General features: G+C 67.2%; 16 protein-coding genes. 4 read left to right on the forward strand and 12 right to left on the reverse strand.

Going from position 1 to position 19,019, the window contains the following annotated elements:
- From ELR45_RS38750 to ELR45_RS22635, 9 genes are all read right to left on the reverse strand, one after another.
- The coding region (locus tag ELR45_RS38750; protein WP_205857067.1) for an alpha/beta fold hydrolase at positions 1–485 on the reverse strand (485 nt) is incomplete at its 3' end.
- 36 nt (positions 486–521) lie between these two features.
- Positions 522–2,711, reverse strand: coding sequence for an alpha-glucuronidase (locus ELR45_RS22600; RefSeq protein WP_129668365.1), 2,190 nt, complete (start codon positions 2,709–2,711; stop codon positions 522–524).
- An 82-nt stretch (positions 2,712–2,793) separates the two neighbouring features.
- Positions 2,794–4,860 (reverse strand): beta-galactosidase, encoded by a 2,067-nt coding sequence (locus ELR45_RS22605; protein WP_129668366.1) that lies wholly within the window; start codon positions 4,858–4,860, stop codon positions 2,794–2,796.
- Positions 4,857–5,555, reverse strand: coding sequence for a glycosyl transferase (locus tag ELR45_RS22610; RefSeq protein WP_129668367.1), 699 nt, complete (start codon positions 5,553–5,555; stop codon positions 4,857–4,859). The genes ELR45_RS22605 and ELR45_RS22610 overlap by 4 nt, the downstream gene beginning before the upstream one ends.
- The gene (locus tag ELR45_RS22615; protein ID WP_129668368.1) at positions 5,552–7,174 is read right to left on the reverse strand and encodes a GH39 family glycosyl hydrolase; all 1,623 of its coding nucleotides are present in this window, start codon (positions 7,172–7,174) and stop codon (positions 5,552–5,554) included. Before ELR45_RS22615 ends, ELR45_RS22610 begins: the two co-directional genes overlap by 4 nt.
- A 243-nt stretch (positions 7,175–7,417) precedes the next feature.
- The gene (locus ELR45_RS22620) at positions 7,418–9,079 is read right to left on the reverse strand and encodes an ABC transporter substrate-binding protein (protein ID WP_205857068.1); all 1,662 of its coding nucleotides are present in this window, start codon (positions 9,077–9,079) and stop codon (positions 7,418–7,420) included.
- Between the two features lie 75 nt (positions 9,080–9,154).
- A complete protein-coding gene (locus ELR45_RS22625) occupies positions 9,155–10,081 on the reverse strand; it encodes a carbohydrate ABC transporter permease (RefSeq protein WP_129668369.1) in 927 nt (308 codons plus the stop codon).
- The gene (locus ELR45_RS22630) at positions 10,075–11,064 is read right to left on the reverse strand and encodes an ABC transporter permease (RefSeq protein WP_129668370.1); all 990 of its coding nucleotides are present in this window, start codon (positions 11,062–11,064) and stop codon (positions 10,075–10,077) included. Before ELR45_RS22630 ends, ELR45_RS22625 begins: the two co-directional genes overlap by 7 nt.
- A 17-nt stretch (positions 11,065–11,081) precedes the next feature.
- Positions 11,082–13,442, reverse strand: coding sequence for a beta-xylosidase/alpha-l-arabinosidase (locus ELR45_RS22635; protein WP_129668371.1), 2,361 nt, complete (start codon positions 13,440–13,442; stop codon positions 11,082–11,084).
- A gap of 314 nt (positions 13,443–13,756) precedes the next feature.
- Between ELR45_RS22635 and ELR45_RS22640 the strand changes: the two genes are divergently transcribed.
- Positions 13,757–14,821, forward strand: coding sequence for a LacI family DNA-binding transcriptional regulator (locus ELR45_RS22640; protein ID WP_205857069.1), 1,065 nt, complete (start codon positions 13,757–13,759; stop codon positions 14,819–14,821).
- Positions 14,822–14,878: 57 nt separating this feature from the next.
- Here ELR45_RS22640 and purN read toward each other — a convergent pair whose 3' ends face one another.
- The 3 genes from purN to ELR45_RS22655 form a co-directional block, all read right to left on the reverse strand.
- Positions 14,879–15,508: a phosphoribosylglycinamide formyltransferase gene (purN, locus tag ELR45_RS22645; RefSeq protein WP_240760056.1), complete on the reverse strand. Its 630-nt coding sequence runs from the start codon at positions 15,506–15,508 to the stop codon at positions 14,879–14,881.
- Between the two features lie 79 nt (positions 15,509–15,587).
- The gene (locus ELR45_RS22650; RefSeq protein WP_129668374.1) at positions 15,588–16,826 is read right to left on the reverse strand and encodes a cell division protein PerM; all 1,239 of its coding nucleotides are present in this window, start codon (positions 16,824–16,826) and stop codon (positions 15,588–15,590) included.
- Between the two features lie 143 nt (positions 16,827–16,969).
- Positions 16,970–17,500 carry a pyridoxamine 5'-phosphate oxidase family protein gene (locus ELR45_RS22655; RefSeq protein ID WP_165368020.1) on the reverse strand — a complete coding sequence of 177 codons (531 nt, stop codon included), beginning with the start codon at positions 17,498–17,500 and terminating at the stop codon, positions 16,970–16,972.
- A 92-nt stretch (positions 17,501–17,592) separates the two neighbouring features.
- On the opposite strand from ELR45_RS22655, the gene ELR45_RS22660 reads away from it, so the two are divergent.
- The 3 genes from ELR45_RS22660 to ELR45_RS38755 form a co-directional block, all read left to right on the forward strand.
- Positions 17,593–18,102: a winged helix-turn-helix transcriptional regulator gene (locus ELR45_RS22660; RefSeq protein WP_129668376.1), complete on the forward strand. Its 510-nt coding sequence runs from the start codon at positions 17,593–17,595 to the stop codon at positions 18,100–18,102.
- A gap of 156 nt (positions 18,103–18,258) precedes the next feature.
- A complete protein-coding gene (locus tag ELR45_RS22665; RefSeq protein WP_129668377.1) occupies positions 18,259–18,771 on the forward strand; it encodes a SigE family RNA polymerase sigma factor in 513 nt (170 codons plus the stop codon).
- A partial coding sequence (locus tag ELR45_RS38755) for a hypothetical protein (RefSeq protein WP_205857070.1) occupies positions 18,761–19,019 on the forward strand: 259 nt, incomplete at its 3' end. The genes ELR45_RS22665 and ELR45_RS38755, both read left to right, overlap by 11 nt.

A 19,019-nucleotide genomic window follows, 5' to 3' on the forward strand; every position in this document is an offset into this window, starting at 1 on the left:
CCTGACCAGATCCGTTCGAACGCGGCGAAGGCCTCCGGGAACCAGGCCTCTCCCCGGCGCAGCTCCGCGACCTCCCGACGATCCGAGTCGGTGATATCCAGGCCCACCACCCGGGGACTGGGCGTGACCAGAACGAGGCGGCCGATGCGGTCCGGGTAGCGCGCGGCGTACAACACCGCAAGCGTGCCACCGGCCGAATGTCCCAGCAGGTCGACCCGTTCCAGGCCGAGATGCTCGCGCAGCGCCTCGACATCGTCGACCAGCCGGTCACACCGGTAACTCGCCGGATCCGCCGGTACCTCCGATTCCCCGGTTCCGCGCAGGTCGAGCAGGACCAGCGAGCGGTGTGCGGGCAACCCGCCCATGTCACCGAGATACGCAGAGGCCCGCATGGGGCCGCCGGGCAGACAGACCAGCGGCGGGTCACCCTCGCCGGCCTGGTGGTACGCCAGCCGTGTGCCGTCGGCCGCGTAGAAGATCGTCATTCAGAGATCCTACGGACGGCGGGTGCCGGATGTCACTCAATATATGGTGCGCCCGTACGCGTCGGGCACGCCCGACTTCCGGTAGAAGTACGTGCACAGCTGGTCACGCCATTCACGAGCGGAACGCAGCTGTTCCTGGAGGCGATCGGTGACGCGGTCGAAGACGTCGCTGGGAACCCGGCCTTCGAGCGTCGACCACGATGCGACCATCCCCTCGACCGCTTCGACGCCGGCGAAATGGGTGTCGTAGATGTGCTGGATCACCGTGGAGCCGGACCGCAACACGTGCGAGTACGGCACGTGGTGGAAGAAGAGCAGCAACTCGTCGGGGCAGTCCGCGCGCGACTCGTAGATGTCCCGCCAGGGAGCCGGGTACTGGCCGATGAAACCGGTGCCGGTAGCGCGGGTGCGGTCCACGCCGATGCCGTCGCGGTCGGCGAAGTGGTAGGTGCCCCACGGCGTGTACTCGTAGCCGTCCACATCGGGTCCGTAGTGGTGCCCCGGCCGCACCATGAACCCGACGCCAAGTGGAGCCGTGTAGTTCTCGTACGTGCGCCACGAGTGGTCCATCACGCTGTGCAGAGTGGTTCGCACATCACCGCCGGCACGGAAGGTCAGCCCGATCCATTCGTCGAGGATCGCCGCCGGGTCCAGCGTGGCGTCCCACGCCAGCCTCCCGAAGGCGTACAGGTTGGCCTGCGCCAGCGGATGCCCGGTCCAGAACCGGTCGTCGCCGACGTTGGAGACAGCCGTCAAGCCTCCGTCCGCGATGTCCGACACGGTAGTGCCCGACGGTGCCTGGCCCGTGGTGTCACCTGTGCCGGCTTTCACGCCGTCGGGTGCGGCTCCCCAGGGCTGGAAGCTCAGGATCTCGCTCCAGCACGGCGCCAGGTAGCACACGTGCTTCTGCTGCCCGGTGTACTCCTGCGTCACCTGCAGCTCCACCGCAAGCCGGGTCCGCGGCATCGCCGCAACCACCGGTGACACCGGCTCTCGCGTCTGGAAGTCCATCGGTCCGTGCTTGACCTGCACGATCACGTTATCGTCGAACCGGCCGTCGAGCGGCGCGAAATGGTCGTACGCGGCACGGGCACGATCCGTGGAACGGTCGCGCCAGTCCTGACGATGGTTGTAGACGAACGCTCGCCAGCGCACGATTCCGTCGAACGGAGCAAGCGCGCGGGCCAGCAGGTTCGCGCCGTCGGCGTGGTCGCGGCCGTACGCGAACGGCCCCGGTTGCCCCTCGGAGTCCGCCTTGACCAGGTAGCCGCCGAAGTCCGGGATGGTCTCGTACACCCGGGCCGTGGCGTCGTTCCACCAAGCCTGCACATCCGGGTCGAGCGGATCCGACGTTTCCAGTCCGCCCAGCACGATCGGCGAGGCGAAGTTCACCGACAGGTGCACCCGGATTCCCCACGGCCGGAACACCTCGGCGATCCGTGCCACCTCGCCCAGGTCCTCGGTCAGCAGCCGCGCCTCCCGAGCGTGGACGTTGACGTTGTTGACGGCGACCCGGTTGACCCCGATGGCCGCGAGCAGCCTGGCGTACCGCTCGACGCGCGAGAGGTCGGCACGGACCCCGCCGCCGGCATAGAAGATCGAGCCACCGGCATAGCCGCGCTCGACCTGCCCCATCACTGGATGGACGTCGACGTTGTCCCAGTGGTCGAGCATGCGCAGCGCATGTGCCGGCTCGTGTCGCTCAGCCGGCCGGTCCGGCCCGGTGAGCGTGTCACCGTCACGCAGCAGATGGAACATGCCGTACAGCAGCCCGGGGCCGTCGCCGGCGACGACGGCAGTCACACCTTCCCGACGGGCGACGACGTAGCCCTGAGCGCCGAGCGGAGCACCCGTCGCGATTGCCATGGCCTCGCGAAGCACAGCACCAGCTGCGCCCTCGACGTCCGCGTGTACACCGCCACCCGAGTCGTCGCCTCCGGGACCATCGCCGTCCGGCCTACCGAAGCCACGGCCACCGCTCGAGTTGTCATCGCTCAGGCCCGCGATGGTGGCGAGCACAACGGCGACGTCGCCGTCTCCTTCGCCGTCCCGGCCCGTGCCAAGTTGCCCGCGGTGCGCCGCTGCCGCCCGGCGGACCTCCCCTCGGACGGTCTCGACCAACGGCCCATCGCCGACGACGAGCGTCCGTCCCGTGCCCAGCACCTTGAACGCGGCGTCCGGCAGCCATGCAGAGTGCTCGCGATGCTCGAAAGGGGGTCCGTTCATTCCACTCCTCGGTAACGTGTCACCCGGCTTCGTTGATCAAGTACGAGTTCGTGGCGCTATAGGCCACCAAAGTCGTATCTGATCAAGGAGAGTCCGCATGCTCGCGGAGGATCAGGACGTCGGTCGGCTCCATGCGCACGGTCTGGCCGTGCGCATACTCCTCGCCGGTCAGCAGGTCGGTGCCGGTCGCGTGCAGGGCGACGTCGACCGCCTCGCGACCGTGGTGAAGCAGGAACGCGGTCCGGGTGCCGTCATTTCCCTCGCGGACCGCCAGCTCGAGGTCCTCGACGTCCGCGTAGGGTCCTACCAGCCCGTGTCGACGCAGGATCCGGCCGACCACCCAACCGACGCCGTCGTCGTCCAGGGAGGTCGCCACGTACCAGGCTTCGCCGCCGTCGCCGACGCGGTTCCTGGTCACAGCCGGTGTCCCCGCGTAGAAGTCGGCGCCGTACGTGCCCATCACCTCGGCGCCCTGCGGGATCACCACCTCGAAGATCAGCCGCCCTTCAGACACCACGGACTCGTCCGGGTCTCCCAGCCGGACCGGGTTGACGACGTCCGGCGGCTGAGCGTCGGTCTCCTCCACGCGCAGCCCGAACATGCCGGCCAGCGGGCCCGGGACGTCGGCGAGGAAGGCGTTGTCGTGCTCGTCCACGCGTCCGGACAGGAACGTGGACAGCACCGACCCACTCCGAGCGACGACCCGCTCCAACCGCTGGGCGAGGTCCCCCTTGAGCATGTGCAGCAGCGGGGCCACCACCACGTCGTAGCCGGAGAGGTCCGCAGTGACCGGGATGACGTCGAGGGCGACGTTGGCCTGCCACAGCGCCCGGTGGTAGGCCATCACCACTTCCTGGTAGCGCACGTGCCGGTTCGGCCCGTCGGAGATCTCCGCCGCCCACCAGCTGTCCCAGTCGAAGAGCAGCGCGACGCGCGCCGGAGTCCGTGCCCCCAGGACGGCGTCGCCGAGCCGGTCCAGCTCCTCACCCAGTTTCGCCACCTCGCGGAAGCTTCGGTTGTCCGTCCGGCCGGCATGGTCGAGCACCGCTCCGTGGTACTTCTCGCATGCGCCGCGCGACTGCCGCATCTGGAAGAACAGGACCGCGTCCGCGCCGTGCGCGACCGACTGCCACGACCACAGCCGCATGACCCCGGGCCGCTTCACAGGGTTCACGTCCCGGCTGGCGGTCATCGTCGGGGTCTGCTCCATCAGCCAGAACGGAGCACCGTCTTTCAGGCCGCGCATCAGGTCGTGGGTGAGCGCCATCCGGGCATGCGAGCGCTCGTCCGGCGGGTAGTTGTCCCACGAGGCGAAGTCCAGGTGTTCAGCCCACCGGTGGTAGTCGATCGGCCGGTACATGCCCATGAAGTTGGTCGTCACCGGTGTCGTCGCGTCGTGCCGGCGGATGGCCGCCTTCTCGTCGACGAAGTTCGCCAGCATGGCGTCAGACGTGAAGCGCATGTAGTCGAGGGTGATGCCCTGGAATGCGGTGTGGTTCGGCCCGCGCCAGTGCTCGCTGAGCGCGTTCGGCGGGACGATCTGTTCCCAGTCGGTGAACCGGTGCGACCAGAAGGTCGTGTTCCACGCATGGTTGAGCGCGTCCAGCGAGCCATGGTGCTCGCGAAGCCACAGCCGGAACGCCGCCGCGCAGTGGTCGCAGTAGCAGGCGCCGCCGTACTCGTTCCCGACGTGCCAGGCCACCAGCGACGAGTGACCGGCGTACCGTTGCGCGATACGGTCGGCGAGCGCAGCGGACAGCCGCCGGAAGGCCGGTGAGCTGGGGCAGGCGTTGTGCCGCTGCCCGTAGACGTGCCGCCGTCCTTCGAAGTCAGTACGGCAGACCTCGGGGTACTGGTGCGCGAGCCATGGCGGCATAGCGCCGGTCGCGGTGGCGATCACCAGCCGCTTGCCGGCCGACGTCGTCGTCTGGACGACCTCATCGAGCAGGGAGAAGTCGTAGGTCTGTTCATCCGGCTGCAGCAGCGACCAGTCGAAGACGCCGACGGTGAGCGTGTCGATGTGGGCGAGCTTGAAGGCGGTGAGGTCGTCGTCCCAGACGGTCCGTGGCCACTGCTCGGGGTTGTAGTCCCCGCCGTAGAGGATCTTGTCGTGAACGCGGTCGCCCAGATGCGGAGCGGCGGAACTCATACGGTGAAGTTCTCCTCGATATCTCTGATGATCGCTTTGGCGTTGTGGAACAGGATCAGGGCGAAGAGCGATCCGAACACGGCCGGCACCCAGTCCGAGGTCATGACCGTGAGGCCCAGCCCCAGCACGGTAATGGAGAGCGCACCGAGGGTGACCCACGGGAACCGTCCGGCATGGTGCAGAGCGAGCTTCAGCGCATCGCGAGTGCGCAGCTCGAACAGCGAGGTCACCACCAGTGCGTGCAGCATGATGACGACCACCACGATGGCCACCAGGACGAGGATCATGCCCAGTACGACGCGCGCGCCGCCGTTCAGGGATCCGATCGCGTCCAGATGCGCCAGGTCGATGCCGAGCACCGCGAGCACCGCCAGCGCCGGCACCCACCAGCGCAGGATGCCGACCGCGTTGAGCCGGTATCCGCGCACGAAATGCCGTGCCGGCTCCAGGCCGCCCTGGCTCAACGCCGCGCGCCATGCGAAGATCGTCGCGGACAGGGCTGGCCCGCACGGCACCAGGGCGAGCGCGACGAGCGGGATGTTCGACGGCTCGGGTGCCAGTGAGAAGAGCAGGATCAGGCCGGGCGACGCCGACAGGATCAGCAGGAACTCGAGCACCAGGACGTGGTATACGGCCGCGGCACCCCGTGCCATGGGACCGTCGCCGAACTCGCGTTGGCTTTGCACGGCACTCATCCTTGCGCACCTCCTTCGCCGAACGGGGTGTGACCGAGCAGCCGTCCGTCGTCGATGCCGGCAACGTCGTTCAACCCTGGCGAGCCGGAGCCGTCAGGCTCACCAGGGGCAGCGGTGGGGTTCTCAGCCGAGCCGTTCGCCGGCCCGGCCGGCAGCAGGTCCACGAGGGTGACCTCGTGCCGGGTGAGGATGAGGTCGAGCGCCACCCGGCCATCGTTTCCGGTGGTCAGCGAGGAGTGCCGCACAGTCGGCCGGGAGGCCTCGTGCAGCAGGTCGAGCTGGCGGTGGCTGGGGTGCCGAGGGCTGCCGAGCTCGCGCCACAGCGTCCACGCATTGCCCGATTCCTCGTCCACGCTGCGGCGGATCATCGCGACGGACGTGCCCGGGGCTGCACCGACGGGGACATCGAGTCGCAGCTCGTGCCGCTCGGGGGCGCTACCGTACGGCCCGTCGTCGGACCCGCCGACCGGTTGCCAGGCGAGCACGGTGACACGGCCGTCGTCGTGCCTGGTGACAAGGTGATCCGCGCCTCTCGCGAGGATGTGCCGCCCGGCGCGGGCCATGAACACGTACAGGTGGAACGTCGGCTTCGGGAGCCCCCGGTGGCTCACCAGCCCGAACCCACCGTGGAACAAGGACGTGGGCACGCCGACCTCTTCGAAGACGTCGCAGAACGTCCAGTAGGAGAAGGAGTCGACCAGGTCACCGCCGCCCGCCACGACCGGGGCCAGATACGCAGCGTTGTAGGCGGTGTCGTGGATCGGGTTGTCCGGCCGGTAAGAGGTGTTGAACTCGGTGATGTGCACCGGCAGGTCCGCCAGAGGTGTGCCGGCCAGGTGGCGCCGCGGCGCCGCGAACTGATCGAGCAGCGACGACGGCGGCGCAAGCGTCTGGTAGACGCCGAACGGGACCGGCTGCGCCTGCCCGGACGAGTACCCGTGCCGGCTGACGAAGTCGATCGGCGCGTCTTTCGCCGTGACGAACTCGGCGAACGGCTCCCACCAGTCATCCGAGCCCGGCGAGATCGCCGGGCCACCCACCTGCAGCTCGGCGTCGACGTCCTTGACCGCCTTCGCCGTCACTTCGTACAGGCGGTGGTACTCGTTCTGGCTGGCGTCCTGCCAGAACTGGGTCAGGTCCGGCTCGTTCCACACTTCGATCGGCCAGCGACGCACCTCCTCAACCCCATACCGGTCGACAAGATGCCGCAACGTCGCCGAAACCAGCTCGCTCCACTCGGCATACGACTTCGGCGGCGTCACGTTGCCCTGCCACCAGAACACGGTCTGGTCGCCTGACGCCAGCTCACCCGGCATGAAGCCGAGCTCCAGGAACGGCCGGATGCCATGCCGCAGCCACCCGTCGACCACCTGGTCCACGTGCGTGAACGAATGCCGCACCGCGCGTCCCGCGGCGCCGTCGTACGCCCGGTACACCGCCATCCCGTCGCTGAACAGGCCGTGCCCGCGCACGTACCGGAAGCCGATCGCGTCCTGCACGAGCGCGAGCGACTCGAGGTAGTCCGCCCGCAACGCCAGATCAACGCGGCCCGTGCCGACGCACTCGCGCCACGCCCCACTCAGCACCCCAACCGGCTCCGCCGGCACGTCAACGCGCATTTCTCGCTCTCTCCTTCTTCCAACCGAACACTGCGAGGCGAACTACTGAGCTCCGGCAGGTGGAGACCTCTCCGCCGCAGCGGACCACGAGGTGGGAGGGGAGGAGTTCCCCTCCAGGGTAGGCGCGGGCGTCGGCGTGGGAGGAGCCCCGCGACGACCTCGCCGCGGGCGAGGAGGGGAACTCCTCCCCTCCCACCGGACCCGCAACCAAAGTCTCCACCTGCCGGAGCGGTCCGAGACGGCCTAGCCGTGCTCAGACTCGAACCGCTCGTATGCTTCGTTGACGACGTCGATGTACTGCGACATCCCCTTGGCCTCCAGCTCGGCGACGTAGGCGTCCCACTCGGAGAGGTCACGCTGCCCGAGGATGAACTGGAGCGTCGCCTGGTCGGTGTGGTCCCGCAACGGGGTCTCCCAGAGCGTGACCTGCTCGCGCTCTTCCTCGGTGAACGGATGCGGCGGCGGCAGCGGAAGAAGGTCCTTCTCTGCCATCGTCTCCTGGAACTCCTGCTCCTCCTCGGAGAACGTGGAGTGCAGGAGCTCCGTGCTGCCGCCGTAGGCGAACATGCCGTTGGAGAACCCGAAGTCCTCCTGCAGGTGTTTGTCAGCGTCCGGGTTGAGACTGACGAAGTCGACGTCGTCCGCCAGTTGGTAGTCGCCCTCGCCGCCCGTGGTGTAGGTGACGTCTTCGACGCCCCATTTGGCGAACTCCTGGCCCTCGTCGGAGTACCAGAGCCAGTCGATGAACTGCATCATCGCCACGAAGTTCTCGCTCTCGGCGGCGTCGGCGCTGAACATAATCCCGTTCTCAAGCTGGGACGCGGCGTTGATCACGTTGCCGGCGGGACCGGCCGGGAGCGGGATCTTCCCGATCTCCGCGTCGGGGTTCTTGTCCTCGAACGCTGGACGATAGTCGTTGACGAGGGTCTGCGCGTTGGTCCCGATCGCGAACGACCTTCCGTTGGCGAACTTCTGGATCGCTGGGTCGTCATCCTGGGTGAAGCTCTCCGGGTCCATCAGGCCGTCGTCGACGAGGCCGCGCAGGTACTCCACCATGGCCCGGTATTCGTCGGTAGCGCCCGTGTAAACGAACTCACCGGCCTCTTCGTCCCACTGCTCATGGTTGAAGCCCCACCCGGCCGACGTCCCGAATGTCATTCCGAGGATGTTCAGCATGCTGCCACCGGGCGTGGGGACGTTCCATCGGCCGGAGAAGGGGTAGTCGTCCGGATACTCCTCCTTGATCGCCTCGAGCACGTCCCTGAACTCATCCCAGGTGGTCGGCGCTTCGAGTCCTAGATCGTCGAGGACGTCCAGGCGCATCGCGATGGTGTAGTCCTGCCACGGTGCCTCGTGCAGGCCGGGCAGCACGTAGAACTTGCCGTCCTGCTGCCGCAGTGTGTCGAGGTTGTCCTCCAGGCCCCACTGTTCGACCTTGGCCTGGAAGTTCGGCATCAGGTCCACGTAATCGCTGATCGGCAGGATCGCGCGGGAGGACACGAACGGCTCCTCCGAGCCGGGGTACGTCTTCGGCATGATCGTGGGTGCGTCGCCGGAACCGATCAGCAGGCTGCGCTTGTCGTCGTAGTCGCTGAGCGGGACGACGGTCAGATCCAGCGTGACGTTGGTGCGCTCCTCGAGCTCTTCGAAGAACAGCCAATCGTCCTTCAACGGGTAGTTGGGGTGCTCGTTGTAGAGAGTGGAGAAGTTCAGCGGTTCGGTGGCGGTGAACTGGACGCCGATGTCGTAGTCGTCCATCGCGCCGACATCCTTGCCTTCAAGGTCGACGCCCTCACCCTCGTCGCTGCCGCCGCCCCCGTCGTCGCCGCCTCCGCAGGCCGCGAGGACCAATGCGGATGTCGTGACCATCACCGAGGCTGTCAGTTTCGCCCTGTGTCTCACCATGGCTGTTCCTTTCGCTCGAACGTCGTTGTCGAGTTGTGGCTCTCGCGGGCACCCATGCCGGGCCCTGCGAGGGATCTATTGCTTGACCGAGCCGAGCATCACGCCCGACACGAAATACCGCTGGATGAAGGGGTAGACGCAGAGGATCGGCAGGACCGTCAGGACCATCGTCACCGCCTGAATGTTCGAGGCGACCTGCGCGAGATCGCTGCTTTCGAGCCCCGCGCCCGCCGAGTTTGCGCCCGCGATCAGGTTGCGCAGGTAGATGGTGATCGGGAAGAGCTCCGCCCGATCCATGTACAGGAACGCCTGGAACCAGGAATTCCAGTAGGCGACCGAGTAGAACAAGATCATCGTCGCCACCACCGCCTTGGACAGCGGCAGCACGACATACCAGAGGGTCTTGTACGTGTTGAGTCCGTCGATCTTGGCCGCCTCTTCGAGCTCGGTCGGCAGATTCTCGAAGAAGGACTTCATGACCAGCAGGTTGAAGACGGAGATCGCGTTCGGCAGCACGATCGCCCATAACGTGTTCTTCAACCCCAGACTGGTGACGAGCACATAGTTCGGGATGAGACCGCCGTTGAAGAACATCGTGAACACGGCGACACCGATGAGGAACGTGCGGCCGCGAAGGTTCCGCTTCGACAGCACGTAGGCGTAGCACGTGGTCAACACCATGGCGATGAGCGTCGCCACCACCGTGTAGACGACGGTGTTCCGGTAGTTGATCCAGAACATGGAGTCGCTCATGACGAGCTCGTAGGTGGTGACGTTGAAACCTCTCGGGATGAGGTTGACGTCACCGGCTCGGATGTGGGACTCACCGCTGAGGGACTGAGCGATGATGTTGACGAACGGATACAACGTGACCACCACGACGCCGAGCAGCGCCACGGTGTTGAACACCTGGAAGACGCGATAGCCACGTGAGTCTTGAATGCCGCTCGTCGTCGGGCGTGCGATCCTGTCGGCCACCTTGGTCGGATCGACGGTCACCATAGGCTCGTCCCTACTGCTCGACGCGAGATCGCGTTCGCGGACAAGATCAGCGTCAGCCCGATGATCGCCTCGAAGAGGCCGATCGCCGCGGCATAGCTGAAGTTGTTCGACTCCAGGCCGATTCGATACAGGTACGTCGCGATGACGTCCGCCGTCGGATAGGTCAGCGGGTTGTAGATCAGCAGGATCTTCTCGAAGCCCAGCGCCATGAACGTCCCGATGTTCAGGATCATCAGGACGATCATGGTGGGCCGGATGCCAGGAAGCGTGACGTACCACGTCTGCTTCCACCGGTTGGCACCGTCGATCCGCGCGGCCTCGTAGAGCTGCGGGTCGATTGTGGTGAGTGCCGCGAGGTACAGGATGGTGCCCCATCCCACGGTCTGCCAGACCTCCGAGGACACATAGACGGCGCGGAACCACTCCGGCTGCTGGAGGAATGGGATCGCGTCGCCGCCCAGCGCACCCACGATCTGGTTGACCGTTCCTTCCAGCGACAGCAGCTGCATCAGCATGCCGGCGATGATCACGATCGAGAGGAAGTGCGGCAGGTAGGAGACCGTCTGCACGAACCGCTTGAAGTACCGGACGCGTACCTCGTTGAGGAGCAGCGCCAGGATGATCGGCATGGGAAAGACGACCGCGAGGGTGAGCGTGCCGAGGATGATCGTGTTCCAGAAGACGTTCCAGAACGTCGGGTCGTTCAGGAACATCTCGATGTAGCGCAGCCCCACCCATTCTTCGCCGAATATCGAGCCGCCGGGCCGGAACGTGCGGAACGCAATGACGTTGCCGATCATCGGCAGGTACCGGAAGATCAGGAAGAACAGCAGCGGCAACACGGCCAGCGAGTACAGCTGCCAGTCCCGGCGCAGCACGACCCGCCAGGGTTGCTTCCCTGAACGGGTGCGTGGCCGCGCCGGGGGATCTGGCGGCTGCACCGTCGACGGCGGTGGTTCGACCGCCGTTCCTTGCGTACTCATCCCACGCTCACCTCCATCTATCGAGTCGTCGTGACGCGGACGCTGGAACTGCTCATGAGCTCACGGTCAGGGCCGACCTCACGCACGGGGCCGACCAGACGCAGCGGAAGAGCTGCGTGCACATCAGAGCTGGACCGCGCGAGCCGCAGCTGGACATCCCCGGGTTCGACGACGCGTATGCCGGCCAGACCGGTGAACGCCGTGAGGTCCGCAGGCACCGTGATCGTCACGTCGGCTTGCTCACCCGGTTCGAGGGCGACGCGTGCGTACCCGATCAGTCGCACGACGGGGCGGGTCACCTGGACGAACGGCTGGTGCAGATACAGCTGGACGACGTCCGCTCCGGGCACGTCACCGACGTTGCGGACCGTGACTTCGACCTGCACCTCGCCGTCGACGGGCCACTCGGTCGCGTCGTCCACGACCCCCGCGCCGTCCCACTCGAGGGTCGCGTAGCCCAGGCCGTGGCCGAACGGGAAGGCCGGGGTCGGGTCGATGTTGGACACGCGCGATCGATGGCCGAGAGGTGCGGAGAGGTAGGTGGCAGGCTGACTGCCCGGGTCCCGGGGCACACTGACCGGAAGCCGGCCCGACGGGGAGATCGCCCCGGTCAAGGCCTCGGCGACGGCGTGACCGCCACGTTGTCCCGGGAAGAACGCCTGGACGATCGCCGCTGCCGAGTCGACGAACTCGCCGAGTGCGTAGGGACGGCCGGTGAGCAGCACGATCACCACCGGAGTCCCGGTCTCGATCAGAGCGTGCAGCAGTTCACTCTGAACTCCGGGCAGGGAGAGGTCCGCGACGTCGCAGCCCTCGCCGGACGTGCCGCGGCCGAACATTCCGGCTCTGTCCCCCACCACGGCGACGCAGACCTCCGCTTCGGCGGCAGCAGCCACAGCTTCGTCGAACCCGGAGCGATCCGGATCCGTCACGTCGCAGCCACGAGCGTGGCTCACCGCGCCGTGCGCGACGTAAAGCGCTTGCCGCACCGACGTAATGTCGATCCCGATCGGATGATCGGGATGCTGTACTCCGACATGGGCCGGGAACGAATAGCAGCCGAGCATGGCCATCGGCTCGTCCGAAAGCGGTCCTACCAAGGCGACTCGCGCATCTGATGTGAGCGGCAACACCCCGGCTGGGTTGCTCAGCAGGACAACTGATTCTCGGGCCAGTCGCAGCGCCACCTCCTGGTTGGTCGGATCGTCGAGCACGAGCTGGTCGATACCGGCCGGTTTCGGATCCCAGTCCGCGTCGAGCAGGCCGAGCTCAGCCTTCTGTGCCAAGACACGGTGCAGGGCCCGGTCCACCAGCGCTTCCTCCACCTCCCCGGACCTGACGGCCTCCAACAGCGGGGCGCCGAAGGCGTCGATCGTCGGCAGCTCGACGTCCACGCCAGCCTCGAGCGCACGCGCGGCGGCCTGCGCCGGGCCGTCCGCCACCCGATGCAGCGTCTCCAGGAACCGCACGCCGAAGTAGTCCGCCACGACCGTCCCCTCGAACCCCCAGCGTTCGCGGAGGAGCTCGGTGAGCAGGCCACGATCGGCGGCCGCAGGTACGCCGTCGATCTCCGCGTACGAGTGCATGACAGAGCGCGCGTTTCCGAGCCGCAGGACGGTCTCGAACGGGGCGAGGACGATGTCCGCGAGCTCACGCGGCCCCATCGAGACCGGCGCGAGGTTCCGCCCCGCGCGGGACGCCGAGTAGCCGGCGAAGTGTTTGAGCGTCGCCACGACGCCCGCGTTCTCGAGCCCCCGTACGTAAGCCGTCCCGACCGTCGCCACCAGGTAGGGATCCTCTGAGATCGTCTCCTCAGTGCGGCCCCACCGGTAGTCGCGGGTCACGTCCAGCACAGGCGCCAGCCCCTGGTGGACTCCGGCACGGCGCATCGACGTGCCGATTCTTCCGGCCATCTCCTCGACCAGCTCCGAGTCGAAGGACGCACCCCAGGACAACGGAATCGGATACGCCGTCGCCTGCCAGGCCGCGAAGCCGGCGAGACATTCCTCGTGCACGAGCGCCGGGATCCCGAAGCGGCTCGCCGCGACGATCTCGGCCTGGGAGCTCGCCAGCGACCGTGCACCGGCCGCCGGCTCGACCGGACGAGTGCCGAACGGGCGGGTCAGCTGCCCGAGTCCGTTCCGGATGACCTGCTGCCAGTCGACGGGATCCTTGGTCATGTCGGACTGATGCGGAGCCACTCCCTCGCCGTCGGCCTCGGCGCCGACCCAGACACCGACCAGTTGCGCCAGCTTCTCCTCGAGGGTCATCCGGCCGATGAGGTCGTCGGCGCGCTCGACGGGCGAGTGCCGAGGATCCCGCCAGGGCGGCGTGGTCGTGTTCGAGTCGCTCTGGGCGGCACTCGTGTCCGTGGTCATGAAACTCCTTTGTTTCCAGCCCCGACGTCTGTCGACCGTTGAGTCCGCGACACCGTGGCTCGAAACTTTCGTCAACTCTTCCGACATCCAACTTTGTCAGGGAGGCTAGGGGCTGTTGGGTCGGCCGTCAACCCCCTCGAATGGCCAAACACCAGGGGACGCGTTCCTCCTCTACGCCAACCGAGGGCACCCGCAGTCGAGGTCATAGCTTCGGCAAACCAGGAAAAACACCGGTCTTGTGCTACGTTGTCCCGATAGTTGCGAAACCGTCGGAGTAGGATCGACTAGGATCACTTGCCCGGCCCGACGAGGACATGTGGGAGATGACTACGGATCCGCCATCGAACGGTTTACGCTCCAACCCCGCAGTGACGATCTCTTCGATCGCCGAGGAGACCGGCGTCTCGGTGCCGACCGTCTCGAAGGTCCTCAACGGCAGGTCGGACGTCGCCGCGGACACTCGCGCCAAGATCGAAGCAGCCCTCGAACGTCACCAGTACCGGCGGCGCAACCGTGGCCCCGCCACGGTTGGCCCAGCCTTGATCGACCTGGCATTTCACGAGCTGGACTCGGCGTGGTCTATTCAGATCATCCGAGGCGTCGAAGTGGCTGCCGCCGAGGCTGAGATGAGCGTCGTCCTTTCCGAGCTCGGTGGACGGCACCGTCCGGAGCAGAAGTGGCTCGACGCGGTCCTCGCGCGTCGTCCGATGGGTGTCATCTTGGTGCTCTCGACACTCGGGAAAGCCCAACGGCACCAGCTCGAAAGCCGGTCGATACCGTTCGTCGTGCTCGATACCGACGGTGAGCCGCCTGATGGCGTACCCACGGTGGGCTCGAACAACTGGAACGGAGGGCTCTCCGCGACACGGCATCTTCTCGGGCTCGGCCACGAACGGATCGCTGTGATCTCCGGGCCCCCGGATGTGCTGTGCTCACGCGCCCGGGTCGACGGGTTCCGCAGCGCGCTCGAGGAAGCCGGGCTGACGGTGGAGCCTTCCTTCATCCGCTACGGCGACTTCTACGTCGAAGGGGGCTATCAGCACGGCAAAGAACTCCTGACTCGCCCCGACCGGCCCACGGCGATCTTCGCCGGTTCTGACATGCAGGCCCTGGGGGTGTTGCGTGCGGCACGTGAGCTCGGCCTGGACGTCCCACGTGACCTGTCCGTGGTCGGCTACGACAACCTGCCCGTCAGCGGTTGGGTCGGTCCGGCCCTGACCACGGTCAACCAGCCGCTTCAAGCCATGGCCGTGACCGCGACCAACCTGCTCATCGACCTGGCCCGAGGCAATAGCCCACAGCTACAGCAGGTGGATCTGGCGACCGAGCTGATCGTGCGGGAGAGCACGGCTCCGCCGATGACCTCAGATCCCTCGTAGTACGGCCTCGACCTCGTAGTAAGGCCTCGACCTCATAGCGCGGCCTCGACACCGGGCCTATGGGATGGTGACCCTCCGGCCGCTGAGCGTCCAGCCGTCGCGGGCCAGCCGGCCGACACACTCGACCAGCTGGGCCCGTTCAGCGACCTTGATTCGTTCGGTGAGCGTCTCGACGTCGTCGTCCTGGTGTACCGGAACTGCCGCTTGAGCGAGGATCGGGCCGGAGTCCATGCCGGCGTCGACGAAGAACAGCGTCGCTCCAGTGATCTTGACGCCGTACTCCAGCGCCTCTCGTGGACCGTCCATGCCCGGGAACGCCGGCAGCAGCGTGTTGTGCGTGTTGATGTATCTGCCTTCGAACCGGTCGAGGAAGACGGGGCCGACCAGCTTGAGGAAACCGGCCGAGATGACGAGATCCGGCCCGTGTTCCGCCACGTGTTCGGTCAGCGCGAGATCCCAGGCGTCGCGTGTCGGATACTCCTTGACCCGGTCGACGAACGTCGCAACGCCCGCGTCAGAGGCGAGCTTCAGGCCACCGGCGCTCTCCCGGTCCGCGCCGACGGCCACGACCGTCGCACCGTAGGCCGGATCGGTGCACGCATCCAGCAGCGCGGCGAGGTTGCTCCCGGTTCCGGAGATGAGCACGACCAACCGGCAGGGACGTCCGGCAGCTGGGGCGTAGCGCAACGCGGTTCTCCTAGCTTCACAGGCAAGCGAATCGGGCGGCGGCGTGCTGGCCCTCCCGAGGGGACCGGCACCATACAAACTACAGACCCGCGCCGCCCGGCTCCGCGGCAGCATGCGCCTCAGCGGAGGTCATCGAGCGAGTGTGCCGCCACATCAGCAGCGCCACGGTCACCATGGCTGGGACGCCCACCGTGAGGAACGTCATCGCGGCTACCTCCCACGCGACCGGGCCGATCACGGACAGCCGCACCGCCCCGACGGAGCCACCCGACAGGGCGGCCAGCGCGGACATTCCCAGGGAAGCGGCCGCACCAGACCCGCCGGCCGCGAGCATGATGATCGACAACGGCTCTTCGGAGAGTGCCAGCCTGCGGTACACCAGCATCCCCGCCGCCACTCCCGATGCGATCGGGCCCAGCAGGACCAGCCACACCCACGGGCTCGGCACGTCCGACGGCAACGCTCCCAATGCGGGAACGGCCGGCATCATGCCGTGCTGGACACCGTCGGGCGCGATGATGGTCTCAGTCCCGACGGCGAAGCCGGGCCCCAAGGAGAAGCTCGTGGCCCAGATCACCGCGTTCGGCACGATCACGGCACCGCCGACCGCCAGCACCGCGTTCCCCATGGCGCCGGCGTCCAGAGCTTCGGCGAGCATCCCTATCTGTCCCGCGTTGGCGACGGTGCTGACGACCACCAGAACGACGCCGCAGAGCACCAGCCCGGCCATGGCCACCCCGCTGCCGGCCAGCGCTGCACGGACTTCTGGGGCCACCCGGTCCAGCCACTCCTCGTCGAAGCCGGTCTCGTGCAGGACACCGGCGGAGAAGCCCACGAGCGCCCACAGCGCGGCGATGCCGGCTGCGGCCAACGGCGAGACCGACACGTCGCCCGCGCTGGCGAAGGCCGCCAGCAGACCCGCTCCGAGAGCGTAGAGCACCACCGAGGGCACGATGACCGCGATCATCCCCTTGGGGGTGGCGGTACCGGCCTGGTGCGCCGCCCAGCGGGCGGAGCGGTGCATGAGCAGCACGACGAGCATCGTCAAGCCCAGCGGTGCGAAGGCGAAGTCCACACCGGCGACGTCCAACCCGACGCGATGCGCGGACAGCCAGATCCACGTTCCGAAGCGCCCTGGGTCCACCACCGGAGAACCCGCCCCGTCGGTGATCCAGACCGCGATCGCGGGCAGCACGCTCAGCGCCAACGCGGCGATGAGGACCCACCCGGAAGCAAGCACCGATGCCAGCCACGGAACCCGCGACCCCCACGCCGGCTCCTCGCGGCGGAGCAGTGGGCGGGTCAGCAGATCAGGCACCCTCTCATGGTCGCTCGTCCGTCCCCTTATCGGCCGCATCCCACGCCGACGGGAGGCGTGAGATACGCCCCCGGTGGGAGTTCAGGCCGTGACTGTCGGGTTTGCCAGAGCGTGGCTGTCGTGCTTGCCCGGCCTCGCGCAACTTAGGAGAAACGCCACCGGGTAGGCATGAACGTGCCCTCGGCAGGGAACCCGAACCCCTTCTTCGGCGTGATCTCATAGACCCGATACGGCGGGCCACCCGAGGTGGGCGCACCGTACGGGGCGTCTAGCTCCTCGCCGCTGACCGTGGTCGGCCAGCCGTAGGCCGTCTCGAACGCGCCCGAGACACGCTCCAGCGTCTCGTGATCGCGCACCCGGCGGGCCTCGCCTTCCAGGATCAAGTGAGCATCCGAGGCCTCGGTGGTGATGACGCAGCGCCCATCCGAGTCCAGGTTCCGGCTCTTACGCGCAGAGTCCTTCGAAACGACGTACATCGCCGACGCCGACCACACTGCGAACACCGGCATGACGTGCGGGCTGCCGTCCGGGCGCACGGTCGCCAACCAGTACCGGCCACCACGACTCAACCGCTCCGTGACCTTAGCCCAGTCAAGCGTCGTCTCCACACCGCCGTCGACCTCCGTGCCTCGGCCGCGTGGCGGCATCGCTTCCGCAACTGGTTCCGTTCGCATGGCAACCTCCATGACAACTGCTTGTGTTTTGCAAGTGCTTGTAAGATTAGGGCAGAGAGTTCAGTTGTGCAACCGGTACGGAAGGGAACTCAGTGGCTGGGACGCCTCGATCGCACTGCCCGATCAACCTCTCGCTGGAGGTCTTCGGGGACCGGTGGACACTGCTCGTGCTGCGCGACATCATCTTCGCCGGCAAGCGGCGCTACCGTGAGCTGCTCTCCTCCGACGAGGGCATCTCGACGAACATCCTCGCCGACCGATTGAAGGTACTGACCGAATGCGGCTTGCTCACCAGGAGCGATGATCCGGGCCACAAGCAGAAGGTGGTCTACAGCCTCACCGAGCCGGCCATCGCGCTGGTCCCGCTGCTGGTGCAGATCGGCGCCTGGGGCAGCCGGTACCTCCCGGCGAGCGAGGAGCTGAGTCTCTACGCCCACGTGCTGGACAACGGTGGCCCGGCGATGCGCGAAACGTTCATGGACGAGCTGCGAGCCACCCACCTCGGACCGTCGGCACGCCGCCACCCGACGCCGCCGGGCCCATCCTTCGAGCAGGCCGTCGCGGAAGCCCGCGCGGCGCTCGCCGCTTCCGCCGTCTCTTGACGCCCCGGCAGTCGACCCCTCGGACAGGCATATCCCGATCGGATGACGAAGGACGACATCGGCATGCAACCACCGTGCGCACTCACGAGTCTTGACGGGTAGAGACGGGCCCAGCGGACGCCCTGGGCGATCACCGATACGAACCGAGAGGATGACATGAGCGGGGAGGCAGAGTTCGATGCGTTCTACAACGCGTCGAATCGCCGCGTCCTGCACCAGATGTACGCGATGACCGGCAACCTCGCCGACGCCCAGGAATGCACCCAAGAAGCCTTCGCCCGGGCCTGGCAACGCTGGAAGACCGTCAGCGAAGCCAACAGCCCCGAAGCCTGGGTCCGCACCGTCGCCTGGCGCATCGCCGCCAGCCGCTGGCGCAAAGCAAAAAACGCCGTCACCGCCATGGCCCGCCACGGCGCCCCCGAAGACACCGCACCACCCAACCCCGACCACGTCGCACTAGTCAACGCACTCCGCCATATCCCCGAAGCACAACGACGCGCCATCGTCCTGCACCACCTCGTCGGCATGACCGTCGACGAGATCTCCACCGAAGTCGGAGCACCCACCGGCACCATCAAAGCCCGCCTCTCCCGAGGCCGGGCGGCCCTGGCCGAACTGCTCACCGACGACACGAACGTTGCGACGGGAGGTGACGGCCGTGACCAATAACTTCGACGACGAGCTACGGCAACAGCTCGATGCCCTCAACACGGACGTCACCGGGATCGACATGCCCGGCCCCAGCGCCGCACGACACCGCGCCGCACAACGCACCCGCAACCAGATCACCACCGGCGTCCTCGCCGGCATCGCCGCCATTGCCATCGGCCTCATCGGCATCACCCAAGACGAGCTGTTCACCGCACCCGAACCCGCCCACCCCACCAACACCGAAACCCCCACCGTCTCCCCCACCA

Source organism: Phytoactinopolyspora endophytica (genome assembly GCF_004138495.1).
Classification (GTDB): Bacteria; Actinomycetota; Actinomycetes; order Jiangellales; family Jiangellaceae; genus Phytoactinopolyspora; species Phytoactinopolyspora endophytica.